At 68.9% G+C, this 12758-nt stretch carries 12 protein-coding genes; 6 read left to right on the top strand and 6 right to left on the bottom strand.

The features are described 5' to 3' along the window. Nucleotides 1-12 precede the first annotated feature (12 nt). The 3 genes from DWB68_RS07930 to DWB68_RS16975 are packed head-to-tail and all read left to right on the top strand — an operon-like array spanning nucleotide 13 to nucleotide 1516. The gene (locus DWB68_RS07930; RefSeq protein WP_119424608.1) at nucleotides 13-966 is read left to right on the top strand and encodes an APC family permease; all 954 of its coding nucleotides are present in this window, start codon (nucleotides 13-15) and stop codon (nucleotides 964-966) included. Further along, nucleotides 939-1388 carry an amino acid permease gene (locus tag DWB68_RS07925; RefSeq protein ID WP_119424607.1) on the top strand — a complete coding sequence of 150 codons (450 nt, stop codon included), beginning with the start codon at nucleotides 939-941 and terminating at the stop codon, nucleotides 1386-1388. The genes DWB68_RS07930 and DWB68_RS07925 overlap by 28 nt, the downstream gene beginning before the upstream one ends. Next, complete coding sequence (locus DWB68_RS16975) at nucleotides 1385-1516, top strand: hypothetical protein (protein ID WP_267896952.1); 132 nt, start codon at nucleotides 1385-1387, stop codon at nucleotides 1514-1516. The genes DWB68_RS07925 and DWB68_RS16975 overlap by 4 nt, the downstream gene beginning before the upstream one ends. Nucleotides 1517-1603: 87 nt before the next feature. Here DWB68_RS16975 and DWB68_RS07920 read toward each other — a convergent pair whose 3' ends face one another. Genes DWB68_RS07920 through DWB68_RS07895 form a run of 6 tightly spaced genes read right to left on the bottom strand, consistent with a single transcriptional unit; the run spans nucleotide 1604 to nucleotide 9362 of the window. Further along, nucleotides 1604-3175 carry a PucR family transcriptional regulator gene (locus DWB68_RS07920; protein ID WP_119424606.1) on the bottom strand — a complete coding sequence of 524 codons (1572 nt, stop codon included), beginning with the start codon at nucleotides 3173-3175 and terminating at the stop codon, nucleotides 1604-1606. Further along, the gene (locus tag DWB68_RS07915; RefSeq protein WP_119424605.1) at nucleotides 3160-4206 is read right to left on the bottom strand and encodes an S-methyl thiohydantoin desulfurase domain-containing protein; all 1047 of its coding nucleotides are present in this window, start codon (nucleotides 4204-4206) and stop codon (nucleotides 3160-3162) included. Before DWB68_RS07915 ends, DWB68_RS07920 begins: the two co-directional genes overlap by 16 nt. Nucleotides 4207-4237: 31 nt before the next feature. Then, the gene (locus DWB68_RS07910; RefSeq protein ID WP_119424604.1) at nucleotides 4238-5320 is read right to left on the bottom strand and encodes a DUF917 domain-containing protein; all 1083 of its coding nucleotides are present in this window, start codon (nucleotides 5318-5320) and stop codon (nucleotides 4238-4240) included. Next, nucleotides 5317-6423, bottom strand: a complete 1107-nt coding sequence (locus tag DWB68_RS07905) for a DUF917 domain-containing protein (protein ID WP_119424603.1) — start codon at nucleotides 6421-6423, stop codon at nucleotides 5317-5319. The genes DWB68_RS07910 and DWB68_RS07905 overlap by 4 nt, the downstream gene beginning before the upstream one ends. Continuing rightward, on the bottom strand, nucleotides 6420-7979 hold the full coding sequence (locus DWB68_RS07900) for a hydantoinase/oxoprolinase N-terminal domain-containing protein (RefSeq protein WP_119424602.1): 1560 nt from the start codon (nucleotides 7977-7979) through the stop codon (nucleotides 6420-6422). Before DWB68_RS07900 ends, DWB68_RS07905 begins: the two co-directional genes overlap by 4 nt. A gap of 45 nt (nucleotides 7980-8024) precedes the next feature. After that, nucleotides 8025-9362, bottom strand: coding sequence for a purine-cytosine permease family protein (locus DWB68_RS07895; protein ID WP_119424601.1), 1338 nt, complete (start codon nucleotides 9360-9362; stop codon nucleotides 8025-8027). Between the two features lie 277 nt (nucleotides 9363-9639). Here DWB68_RS07895 and phoA point away from each other — a divergent pair, with 277 nt between their 5' ends. From phoA to DWB68_RS16970, 3 genes are all read left to right on the top strand, one after another. Next, nucleotides 9640-11115, top strand: coding sequence for an alkaline phosphatase (phoA, locus tag DWB68_RS07890; RefSeq protein ID WP_119424600.1), 1476 nt, complete (start codon nucleotides 9640-9642; stop codon nucleotides 11113-11115). Nucleotides 11116-11186: 71 nt separating this feature from the next. Beyond that, the gene (locus DWB68_RS07885) at nucleotides 11187-11618 is read left to right on the top strand and encodes an AvrE-family type 3 secretion system effector (RefSeq protein ID WP_119424599.1); all 432 of its coding nucleotides are present in this window, start codon (nucleotides 11187-11189) and stop codon (nucleotides 11616-11618) included. Between the two features lie 344 nt (nucleotides 11619-11962). Beyond that, the gene (locus DWB68_RS16970; protein ID WP_199700408.1) at nucleotides 11963-12664 is read left to right on the top strand and encodes a transglycosylase family protein; all 702 of its coding nucleotides are present in this window, start codon (nucleotides 11963-11965) and stop codon (nucleotides 12662-12664) included. Nucleotides 12665-12758: the final 94 nt, after the last annotated feature.

Genomic DNA, 12758 nt, shown 5'->3' with positions numbered 1-12758 from the left:
CCGAGGAGAATCATGGCTCAGCCGAGCGCTCCGTCCCACACCACCGCCGCCCAGCGGCCCGCCGCAGCTGGCCCCGCGCCGCAGGGCGCCGAAAGCACCGGACACGGGAGCGGCCTGCGCGGCCGCCTCGGCCTATGGTCCATCGTCTTCATGGTGGTCGCCGCCGCCTCGCCGCTCGGCGTCATCGGCGGGCCGGTTCCCCTCGGCAACGGCGCGGCCTTCCCCGCCACCTTCGTGATTGCCGCCCTGGTGCTCGCGCTCTTCGCGGTGGGCTTCACAGCCATGACCCCGCATGTGCGCCGCGCCGGCGCGTTCTCCTCCTACGTCCGCGAGGGCCTCGGCGCCGGAGCCGGCGTGGGAACGGGCTTCGCCGCCCTGCTCACGTACCTGACGCTCGAGGCCGCCGTCTACGGGCTGATCGGCCCAGGCATCCAGGAGCTCCTGGCCTCCTACGGCGTCCCGAGCCTCCCGTGGTGGGCCTGGGCGCTGCTCGTCGCCGCCGGCGTGGCCGCGCTGGGCTACGGGAACATCGCGGTCTCCGGGAAGGTGCTCGCGATCCTGCTGATCGCCGAGGTCGCCATCGTGGTGGTGCTCGACGTCGCCGTCATCGCCTCCGGTTCCGGCCCCGAGGGCCCCTCCACCGCCGCCTTCCAGCCCTCCCAGATCTTCTCCGGTGCCCCGGGAGTCGCCATTCTCTTCGCGCTCCTGAGCTTCCTGGGCTTCGAGGTCACTGCCGTTTTCCGCGACGAGACCAAGGACCCCAGCCGCACCATCCCGCGCGCCACCTACGTGGCCCTCCGCGGCGTTGCCGTGTTCTACGCCGTGTCCAGCTGGGTCCTCGTGACCGCCGTGGGCGAGTCCACCGTGGCCGGCGTCGCCTCCGATCACTCGGCGACCCTGCTCTCCGACGTCACGGGCACCTACCTCGGCCCATCCGCATGCCCGCCTGGTTCGGCCCGATCCTGACCTTCGGTGTCGGCGCCGCGTTCTTCGCCGTGGTCGTGGCCCCGCTCAACGTGGTGGGCCGCATCCTTTACGTCATGGGCAAGGAGGGCGTGATCCACGAGAGCTTCGGTCGCACCCATGAACGCCACCTGACCCCGCACCGCGTGCTGCTCATCGCCGGCCCGCTCGCGATCGCCCTGGACATCGTCCTGCTGCTGATCGGCACGGCGCCCATGGACATCACGGTCTACGTGGACACCTACGGCACCTACGGGTACATGGTGGCCTACGCGCTCGTTGCGATCGCCTGCGTGGTCTACACGCGCCGCGAGGGCATGAAGAACACGCGCTCGTGTGGATCTGCGCGACGGTCGCCGTGGTCAGCATGGCCTCCGTCTTCTATGCGAACGTGTGGCCCGTCCCGGCGTTCCCCGTCAACGTGATCCCGTACCTCTTCCTCGTCACGATGCTCGTGGCCGTGGCCTGGTACGTCTTCCTGCGGGCCCGCCGCCCCCAGGTGATCTCCGCGATCGGCAACACCGAGACCGACATGCTCGACGGCGTGGGCTAAGCACCCAGCCGCGCGTCGCCTGAGGCGACGCGAGACTCGCGCGACGCCCTCCCGCCGGGAGGCGGGAGGGCGCCGTCGTGCTGCGGCTCAGTCTTGCAGTGCCCGCAACGCCAGGTGCACGGCGAGGCGCGTGTCCGGATCGGCGAGGTCCAAGCCCAAGAGGTCCTTGATGCGCTCGATCCTGGTGCTCACCGTGTTGCGGTGAAACCCGAGCGCGTGGGCCGTGGCGGCTGTGGAGGACTCGTGATCGAGATAGGCACCGAGCGTCGGAAGAAGCTCGCCGCCGGCCTCGATGAGTGGCTGTAGGAGCGAACGCGCGGCGGGGAGAAAGATGTCGTTGCGCGTGCGGGAGAGCAGAAGCTGCTCCAAGCCGAGGGCGTCGATGCGCAGGAAATACCCGCCGCGCTCGCGATGGGCGGCGACGCGCGCCGCCTCGCCGGCGGCGTCGAGGCTCGAGGCAAGCCCCTCGGCCCCCGCCTCGGGCGTCCCCACGCCGGTGGAGACGTTGAATGACCGGCGCAACGTCCGGTGCAGCTCGCGCAGCGCCCCGGTGTGGCGTTCCAGCTCGCGGCTGGAGGGCGGCTCGGGAAAGGTGAGCCAGCCGATGACGCCGAGGCCGGCCGTGCTCACGTGTGTGTCGACGTCCCAAGCCCCCGTTTCACGGGAAACGCTGCGCAGGAGCTCCAGCGGAGTGAGCCGGCTGAGCCCCTGAATGCGGAAGCCAAGGTGCACCCCGGAGGTGCGCCAACCGCGCTCGTGCATGCGGCGGCGCACGTCGGAGTCGGGGCCGCCCGGCTGCTCGAGGAAATCTCGAATGAGGCCGGAATCGATCGACGCGTTGTTGACTGAGGCCACCTCGTCGATGAGGAGGCGCGCGGCCACGGCGGGCATGGCCATTTCGGCGGCCACCGCGAGGGCCGAGAGCTGCGCGCCGGCCAGGCCTCCGTCGAAGAAGACGAGGCGCAGTCCCTCCCGGCTGGGGCTCTCCACCCTGACCGAGGCACCGGAGGTATCCCCGGCCTGGGCCGCCTGAGTCCATGCGTCGGAGCAGAGGGCCGCGTGCAGATCGGGGGAGAGGTGTTGACCGGCCTCCAGCAAGACGCCTTCGCGGTCAACGAGGGCCACCCCGTGCCCCACGCTCGCCGCGAGATGGCGCAGCAGATCCTGCACATGATCGGCGTGGTATTCGACGGACTGCGCCACCTTGCGCACGTATCCCAAGGTGAGGGCGTCCTGATTTCCCTGCAGCTCCCACGCGGCCCGTGCGAGCGCGAGTGGGGCACCCGACCCCAAGACGTGAAGGCCGAGGCGGCGGGCCACGGCCAGAGTCCCGGCCCCCAGGTCAGCGGGTTCCTTGAAGGCTAGGGCGACGTGCCCGCGCGACTTCACCCGGCGCAGGAGCGCGTCGGCCTCCCATGGCTCCGCTGGCGGGGGTTGGGTGAAGACGACGAGCGATCCGACGGGGCCGGGGGCGCCCGGCCCCACGGCTTCCGCCGGCCCGTGGGAGGGGAGCTCCTCGACCGAGGTGACTAGAGCGACGTCGTGCAACGGGATATCTACCGGATCCAAGAGGTCAGCGTTCTCGGCCGGTTCGATCCACCGCAGGCCCCCATTGCGGGGGTGGGCCACGAGAGCCCTCAAGTTCAAGGTGTGCTGCATGATCCTCCGTCCTGATCCAGGCCCCGCACGCCATAGGCGGCCGGGGTGACGTGGCGCAGGCGGTGCGGCGCCGCCGACCACCACGCAGGGGCGGGCAAGGCGAAAATCTCCACACGTCGGGCCGGATGAATGCCGTGCACCTCGAGGATCTCGTTGCTGCTCGGATCGATGCAGACGATCACCTCCGGCGCGCTGGCGACCGCCTCGCCGTCGCGCTGCACCGCCAGGAATTCTGTGTGGGAGACCAAACGCAAGACCGCGCCGTCGTCCCCCGCCATGAGCGCGGAGGAGGTGTAGGGGTCCGCCACGCCCGCCGTCACCGACTCCACGCGGCCGCCGCCCACGTAACGCCCACCCACGGAGGCTGCCACCTCCAGCGGGGGGCCGCCCAGATCCACCCGGCCCAAGGTGAGGGCCCGCTCCATCCCGCCCGTGATGGCATGGTCGGTCAGCTGCCCCACCGTAAAGCCGGCGATGAGCACGGGGCCCACCCCGCCGGCGCAGACCACTGCTGCGCGCACGAGCGACTCCACATCCGCGGAGCGACTCGCCTCGATGACGCACACCCCGCCCGCACCGGTGGAGACGCAGGCGAGCAGGCCGGGAACCTCGTCGACAAACATGGTCATCTGGTCGAAGCGGGGGAGGGCGCGGCCCGTGAAGTCGGCGTCAATGAGAGCAAGCTCCGGCGCCAAGAGGAGCGGCGTCAGGCCGTTCATCCCGCCGCCCTCCATCGAGCACACGGCGCGCGCCGGGGTACCGGTCCAGCGTTCGGCCGCCGCCAGGAGCGGGGCGAACAGGGCGGCATCGGGGAGGCGTTCCGTCATGAGGTAGGTGGAGCCCGCGTAGCCGACGGCCACCGCTGGGGTATCAGGGTCCAGCTCGTGGACGCCGTGAACCTGGAGCGGCCAGGGCCTGCGCTGGCCCAGGATCAGTTCGAGCGTGAGCGTGTTCCCGCCACCACCCGCCCCCAACCACGAGAACCCCCGGGCCAGCACCGGAAGGTGCTCGGCTCCGAGGGTCCTCGTCATGGCTTCAGTTTAGGCGGCGGCCAAGCGCTGCCTATGACTCCACGGGAACGAAGGGCTCGCTCAGCCCGAAGGCCGCCGGGCCAAACGTGGCCAGCGCCTCCGGAGTGCGCATGATTTCCGGCGTGGAAATGCCGAGCACGCGCACGCGCTGGCCGTACCGCAGGCCCTCCGTGGTGATGGGCTCGGCCGTCTCCGCATCAACAACGCAGATGAGGTCGGGCACGATCGCTACGACCGCCCCGCCACAACGGGCCACGAGGTTTTCGTTCTGAAAATCGATCTCCATCTGCTGGCCCTCGGGCGCCTCGATGATCGCCCGGCCGCGTGCGAAGCCCTCAGTGGTGCGCCGTTCGACATCGGCGACCTTGCCGCGGAAGAGCTCGCGAACGTGGCTGTAGAGCGTGGGGGCCAACGCCGCCGCGATCGCCTCGAACGGATCCTCGTGGCGCTCCCGCGCCTCCCGGATGGCCCGGCCGAGCGCCAGCGCCATGGAGAGCGTGCGTGGCACCGCAGTGGCGCGGACTTGCTCGCCCGTCATGGCGTACTCGGCGATGTGGCCCACACCGCCCAGGCGGATGGTGACCCCACGTGCAAGCCACTCCATCTGCCGATCGTCGTCACCGGTGTCGATGATGACGCGCTCGCCACGCTCGCCGGCCAGCGCCAGCGGGGATCCGTGGACCCCGTAGACGGCAAAGGTCTCCATCGACAGCTCGGGGAAGGCCCGACCCATGCCGTCGGCATCGACGACGGGCAGTCCCGTCTCCGCCGCGACGATGAGCGGGATCATCGAGTTGATGCCCCCGCACTCGATCGGCATGGTGGCCTGCGCCGTGCGTCCCAGGTGCTCTTCGAGCATCCGTAGTGCCAAGGTGGGCTCGGTCCCCGCGGGGATCTTCTCCACCATGACGGTCGGCGCACCCATCTGCGCCGTGGGAATGACCAGGGCGTCGGCCGGAACATCCTCGGGATCCCACACCGTGATGGTGCGCTCGCCGAGCACCCGCTCAACGAGCTTTTGGCCGATGTACGGATCACCGCCGCCGCCCGTCCCGAGGAGGGTGGCGCCGCGGGCCAGGTCGGGGAGGTCCTCGGCGCGCAGCTGCCAGCTCATGAGGCCACCGTCGCCGGCTCGGGATCGGTACTGCCGTCCCAGCGGTGCGATGGCATCTCGTAGCCGAAGTAGCGGGGCCCCACCATGGCCAGGGCCTCCGGCTGGTGCCAGCGCGGATCCGACGGCGCCGCGAGGACACGCACGCGCTGGCCGTAGCGCAGCGCCTCCGTGGTGATCGGTTCACCGGAGTCGTGGTCGACCACCATGATCAGATCCGGCGCAGTGACGAGCACCTTGGTGTCGGTGCGGGCCACGAGGTGCTCGTTCTGGAAGTTGAGCTCGAGGGCGCTCGCCTCCGCGCCGCTCCCAGCCTCGATGCGTGCCCGGCCGCGGGCGAAGCCGGCAGTGGTGCCGCGCTGGACATCGACCACCTTGCCGCCAAAGAGTTCGCGGCCGCGCACCAACTCGACGATGGCGCCGACTGGGTCGCGCTTCTCCTCTCGGGCGGCCAGGATCGCGGATCCGATGTTGCCGCAGTGGCTCAGGGAGTCCGGAACCAGGGCGGCCCTGGCCGTGGCACCATCCATGGGGAAGCCGGAGATTATGACGGAGCAACCCATCTCCACGCAGGCTACGCGGGCGATCCGCTCGGTCCAGGTGTTGTCCACGGTGTTCAGGACGGAGACATTCCCCTTCTCATCGGCGAGGGCCAGGGGCGAGGCCGTGACGCCGTAGAGGGTGGGGAGCACCATTTGCAGCTCGGGGAAGGCGCGGCCCATGCCGTCGGCGTCGATGAGCGGCAGGCCCAGCGCTGCTGCGGCGGCGATGGGAATCGTGGAGTTCACCCCGCCCACCTCGGCGCAGGCCACGTGCGTCACAGGGCGACCCAGGTACTCGCCCACGGCGCGCACGGGGGCCATGACTTCCTTGAGGCTCGGCAGCTTCTCCACCATCACGGTGGGGGCGCCCATCATGGCAACGGTGAGCACGACTGCGTCGTCGGGCACCTCTTCGAGGGTCACCGCGGTCACGGGGCCGTGTTCGGCCAGCGCCTGGCGGGCGAGCAGGGCACCGATGTAGGGGTCTCCGCCGCCGCCCGTGCCGAGCAGTGCCGCACCGCGGGCGATGTCTTCGACGCGCCCGGCGTCAAGGATCCAGCTCATGCCTGCACCCCCGTGTTCATGTCGAGATCGCCCACGGCCTTGACACGGAGGCGCGTGGCGTTGCCAGGCAGATAAGGGATGGGCACCTCGTCGAAGTCGACGATGACGACGGAATCCGGCGCGGCGCCGGCGGCGATGGCCTTGTTGACTGCCTCGGCACGGACGTCGGCGATCGTCTCTTCGCGGCGCCCCGGTTCCACGGCGTAGACCTTGTCGATCTCGCCGCCAACCTGGGCGATCGAGGCGCCGATGGCGTTGGCCACGGCGTAGTTCTCGGGGCGGTGCACCGTCCCGAAGAGCGGCAGCTCGTCCGGCAGCAGGATGGACCCGCCGCCCACGGCGACCACGGGGAGCGGCTCGGGGGAGGTGCGCATGCGGTCCACGGCTTCGGAGACGCGTTCGGCAATGCGGGCGAGGACGCGCTGGACGAGCTCGGGGTCAAGGTGGGCCACCTTGCTCGCGTCGCCAACGCTCGCGCGCCCGGCGGCCACAGCGATGTCGGTCGCCGTCAGAGTGGAGCCGCCGAACACGAGCGCCTCGGTGCTCAAGCGATAGCCCACGGACTCCGGCCCCACCTCGGCGGTGTCGGGGTTCACGATGGACCCGCCGCCGATGCCGAGCGAGAGCACGTCCGGCATGCGGAAGTTGGTGCGGATGCCAGCGACCTTGACCTCGTTGGCGGTCTCACGGGGGAAGCCGTTGATGAGCAGGCCGATGTCGGCCGTGGTGCCTCCCACGTCGATGACGGCGCACGTGGCCAGCCCCGAAGTCTGGGCGGCGCCGCGCATCGAGTTGGTCGGGCCGGAGGCGAAGGTGGCCACCGGGTACTGGCGCACGTAGTCCTCGTCCATGAGCGTGCCGTCGTTCTGGCTCAGGAAGATGGGGGCCTCGATTCCCTGGGCGCGGACCGCGGCGGTCAGGCCGTCGACGATCTCGCCGGCCAATTCGCGCAACGCCGCGTTGATGATCGTGGCGTTCTCGCGCTCCAGGATCCCGATGCGGCCGATCTCGTGCGAGAGCGAGATGGCGACGCCGTCGCCGAGCACCTCGGAGAGGATTTGGGCCGCCTGCACCTCGAGGTCGTGGTTGACGGGGCTGAAGACGGAGGAGACGGCGACGGAGCGGATGCCGTTGGCCGCCATGTCGGCGGCGATACCGCGCAGTTCCTCGGGATCCAGGGGTGAGATGGGGCGACCGTCGAACTCGTAGCCGCCGTGCGCGAGGTAGCTCTTGGCATGGATCGCCTCGAGCAGCGTGTCCGGCCAGTCGACGAGCGGCGGCAGCGCAGCAGTGGCCGGGAGGCCGAGCCGGACGGCGGCCGTGGGGGCCAGGCGCCTGGCCTCGACGAGGGCGTTGATGAAGTGCGTGGTGCCGATCATCACGGCGGAGATCTCGTGGCCTTCGAAGGCATGGTCGCCGCGCAGCGCTTCGATGGCGGCCACGATGCCGCTGGTCACGTCGGAGCTGGTGGAGTTCTTCACGCCCGCGAGCGTGGTGCGCCCGTCCATGAGGACCGCGTCGGTGTTGGTTCCGCCAACGTCGATGCCGATGTGCATGTGCTTCTTCTTTCGCTGAACTAAACGAGGAGGGGAGGTGAGGGGTCAGTGAGCGGCGATCGGGGCGGTGGTCGTGGCGTCGGCGGTGGCCGCCTGTCCCACGCCGCACACCAGGCCGAGCTTGCCCGCCGCGATGTACAACAGCATGGAGAGCAGGAGGGACCAGAGCGAGGGGATTCCCCACGTGACGACGTAGCCCACCACGGCCGAGATCAGCCAGATGACCAGCGTGGCCGGGACGACGCGCGGCGCGGTGGTCGGCAGGGCGCCGGAGTCGCGCGTGGCGTCCAGCTCGGGGCGCCAGCGCTTCACGATGAAGTACTCGGCGACCATGATGCCCGCGATGGGCGGGAAGGCCACGCTGAGCACCACGAGGAAGTCGGTGAACTTTCCGAGGATGCCAGCCGCCGCGAGGACCGAGCCCACCACGCCGAGGATGATCGTGAAGGGCACGCGGCTGACCTGCTTGCGGAAGGTCGTGGCGATGAAATTCACGAGGCCGAGGGAGGAGGAATAGAGGTTCCAGTCGTTGATCTTCAGTGTGCCGGTGATAACGATGATCAGGCCGACGAAGCCGACGGATGAGGTGACGATGGCGACGATGTCTCCGCTGGCGGCCGCGTGAGCCAGGAGGACACCGGCCAGGCCAATGCCGAACTCGCCCAAGCTGACGCCCACGACCGTCTGCTTGACGACGTCGGCGGCGGAGCGGTTGTAGCGGGTCATGTCGGCGGTGATGATCGCCCCAACGATGAGGCCGCCCGCGACGATGCCGGTGCCGGCCCAGATGCTGATGCTCGGACCGGGGGCAGGGGAGGAGAGCAGCTCGGAGAACGAGTGCTTGCTGAGCTCGGAGATGACCGACCAGCCGACGAGCACCAGGAAGAGCGGAACCGTGACGTTGGCGAGCCACTGCATGCCCTTGAATCCGAAGGCGACGATGGCGGTGACGAGCAGACCGAAGAGCAAGCTCCAGAGCCACACGGGCATGACGCCGGGCATCATCGCGTCGAGCGACTGGGCAGAGATGGCCGACTGGATGCCGAACCAGCCGATGAGGCTGATACCCACGGCCAGACCGACGAGCGAGGCGCCGATCTCGCCGAAACCGGTCCAGCGCGCCAGCAGCGCAGTGTTGAGTCCTTCGCGCTGGCCGATGATGCCCACGATGCACATGAGGACCTCGAGGATGACCGAGCCGAGCAGGAGCGCGAGCGCTGCCTGCCAGAAGGTCATGCCGAAACCGAGCGTGGCGCCGAGCAGGAATTGGGAGAGCGCGGAGACCTGGCCGAAGCGTTGCACGGCAATGCCGAACCAATGCTTCTGATCGCGCGGGGCAACGCGGCTGAGGGCGGCATCATCAGCGTGGGCAAGCTGGGCCATGGGGCCTCCTGGGGGTTCAAGGCGGCAGCGCCGCCGGGCGAGATGGTTCCCACGCTAAGCAAGGAACCGACCCTCAGAAATGGGCATTGCGCTGAAGTTTCGGCATCGAATCGACACTTTGCACATGGGGGTGGTGGTCACTGAGCCAAGGTCGGCGCTGAGTGAATTCACACGTCGTTTGCTTTGACTGGGCGGGGATGTTGCCGGGCGGGTTCACAGTGGGGGGCGTCATCCGCGGGCCCGGCCCGCTCCTGCTCAAGAGGTGAAGGACGCAGTCATGAACAAGACGCTCTCCCGCACGCTCACGGTGGCCGCTGTCGTGGCCGCCCTGGCCGGTGGTGCAGCCGCCGCGACCGCGGCGACCGGACAGCCCACCGCGGCTCCCCTCCCCGCCACCAAAAACGTCCAGCCGACCACGAGTGACATCACGCAGCACGGCGGCGCCGCCCGCAACGACGGTGACCGCAGCAAGGAGCTGCGCAAGGCGATCGACGGCAGCTCCGCCATGAACGTCATCCTCATCATCGGCGACGGCATGGGCGACTCCGAGATCACGGTGGCGCGCAACTACCAGTACGGCGCCGCGGGGCGCTTCCCGGGCCTCGACGCGCTGCCGCTGACGGGCCAGTACACGACCTACGCGCTGGATAAGGCCACGGGCAAGCCCGACTACGTGACGGACTCCGCGGCCTCCGGCTCCGGCTGGGCCACGGGCACCAAGACCTACAACAACGCCATTTCCGTTGACATCAAGGGCAAGGCGCAGAAGACGCTCCTGGAGCTGGCCAAGGAGAAGGGACTGCGCACGGGCAACGTCTCCTCGGCCGAACTGCAGGACGCCACCCCCGCCGTCCAGGCCTCGCACGTCACGGCTCGCTCTTGCTACGGCCCCGTGGAAACCACCGCCAAGTGCCCCACCAACGCGCTCGAGAACGGCGGCCGCGGCTCCATCACCGAGCAGCTCATCGCCACACGCGCGGACGTGACCCTGGGCGGGGGCGCCAAGAGCTTCGCCCAGACCGCAACGGCGGGCAAGTACAAGGGCAAGACGCTCCTGGAGCAGGCCACGGCCGAGGGTTACCAGGTGGTCACCGACCGCTCGCAGCTGAACCGCGTTTCCAAAGCCAACCAGTCCAAGCCGGTGCTAGGGCTCTTCTCGCAGGGGAATATGCCCGTGGACTGGCAGGGCCCCAAGGCCACGCGCACGGGCGGCAAGGAGCCGGCCGTGCGGTGTGCTGACAATCCGGCCCTCACGAGCAAGACCCCGCGGCTCGAGGACATGACGAGCAAAGCCATCTCGCTGCTGAACAAGAAGAACAACGAGAAGGGCTTCTTCCTGCAGGTGGAGTCGGCCTCGATCGATAAGGAAGACCACGCCGCGAACCCGTGCGGTCAGATCGGGGAGACCGTGCAGATCGACGAGGCCATCCAGGTGGCCCTGGAGTTCGCGAAGAAGGATAAGAACACGCTCGTGGTGGTGACGGCGGATCACGCGCACTCCTCGCAGATCGTCTACCCCGGCGAGACCACGCTGGGCCTGACCCGCACGCTCACGACCAACGAGGGTGCGCCGCTCACGGTCGCCTACGGCACCTCCGACGAGGGTGGCTCACAGATGCACACCGGCTCCCAGGTGCGCATCGCCGGCTACGGCCCGCAGGCCGCCAACGTGGTGGGTCTGAGCGACCAGACCGACCTCTTCTTTACCGTGCAGCGGGCGCTGGGGCTGGGGGCGGGCGGCGAGCTCCGATAGGCATCGACACATGTCTCGCGTAGGCTGACGCTGTCATCTCTTCGACATTTCAGGAAAGTGGGGGACCTCCCTTGAAGAAGAACACCCTGTCCAAGATTGCCGGTGGCGTCGCCACCCTTGCCCTGGCCGCAACGCTGACCGCCTGTGGTGGTGGCAATGCCAACCAGGCCGCCTGCGATTCCTTCAAGGATGTCTTGAAGGCGAACGGCGTCGAGAGCTTTGACAACGCCTCGGGCCAGGAGCTCGGCCAGGATCCGACCAAGCTCAAGGCCGTCGGCGACAAGATGGTCGAGATTGGGAAGGGCTCCGGCGACGTCGCGAAGGACTTCGCCACCGTGGGCGACCTCTTCTCGCAGCTCGGCGCTGTGGTTGCCGACGTGAAGGCCGATCCCGCGAAGGCCACCGAGTCTGCCGCCAAGATCACCGAGCTCTCCACCAAGATGAACGGCGATGAGTTCAAGAAGGCCACGGAGAACATCGACAAGGCTTGCAAGCTCAAGTAGTCGCCGGGCCTTGTCCGAGGGGGTGGTTCCGCCTTTGCGGAGCCACCCCGCGGCGCGTCTCCTTGCTCTCGAAAGATCTCGAGATCGTGACGTGACACGCCAGGTCTTTCTGTGAGTTCACTCACAACGCGCATCCCAGTGATCGCAAGGAAAACGTTGCACACACCGTGTTGAGGCCGTGATTTTTAGATCACGGATTGGTCACGGGTGGGGTAACGTTCTCGGAGTTCGTCCCCCGACGCCGCCGGAATCTCCCGAAGAGAATCCTGCGAACGCGGTGCAAAAGGGGGTGTTCGCGCCGGTGAAACTGCCGGCGCGGCAGACCTGAAACGGAGAACGCCCCCATGCAGAACTCGACCAAGCTGATCAAGGTCGGCGCCGCCACTGCGGCCATCGCCGCCGTCGGTGTCGCAGGCCTGGCCACCGCGCCCGCCGCCTCCGCCGCTCCCAAGGTGGTCGGCAAGTCCTTCACCTCCAAGACCCCCAAGATCGCCGCCGTCGGCGACAAGAGCGTGGCCAAGGGCAAGAAGGTCAGCATCAAGGCGGCCGGTCGCACCACGACCAAGGGCCTGAAGATCGTCTCCACCACCATCAAGGTGAAGAAGACCGGCAAGAAGTACGGCTGGGCCGTCAAGGGCGTCAAGTCCTACAACGTGGGCGTCGGTCGCTGGACCGTCCGCACGGACGTGAAGTTCGGGGATCCCAAGACCAAGAAGGTTAAGAGCGTCTACCTGACCAACCGCTTCTCGGTGAAGACCAAGGCCGCTCCAGCCGTCAAGATCTCGGCCAGCCGCGCCGGCGTCTGGGCCAAGGTCGCCAAGTGCGAGTCCGGTGGCAACTGGAAGATCTCCACGGGCAACGGCTACTACGGTGGCCTGCAGTTCTCCGCGAGCACCTGGCGCGCCTACGGTGGCGGCAAGCACGCCTCCATGGCCCACCGCGCCACCAAGGAGCAGCAGATCGCCATCGCCGAAAAGGTCGTCCGTGGCCAGGGCCCGGGTGCCTGGCCGCACTGCGGCCGCAAGGCCGGCCTGACCCGCATCTGAGCCAACGGCTCGCAGCACTTTCCCGCAGGGGCGTCGCGCATCGCGCGGCGCCCCTGCGCGTTTCCGTCGGCGTTTCCCGGCCGCCCCGCCAGCC

It is taken from the genome of Galactobacter valiniphilus (assembly GCF_003575975.1).
Lineage (GTDB): Bacteria > Actinomycetota > Actinomycetes > Actinomycetales > Micrococcaceae > Galactobacter > Galactobacter valiniphilus.
The sequence above is the reverse complement of the archived record's forward strand: the minus strand, read 5'-3'. Positions and strand labels throughout refer to the sequence as shown.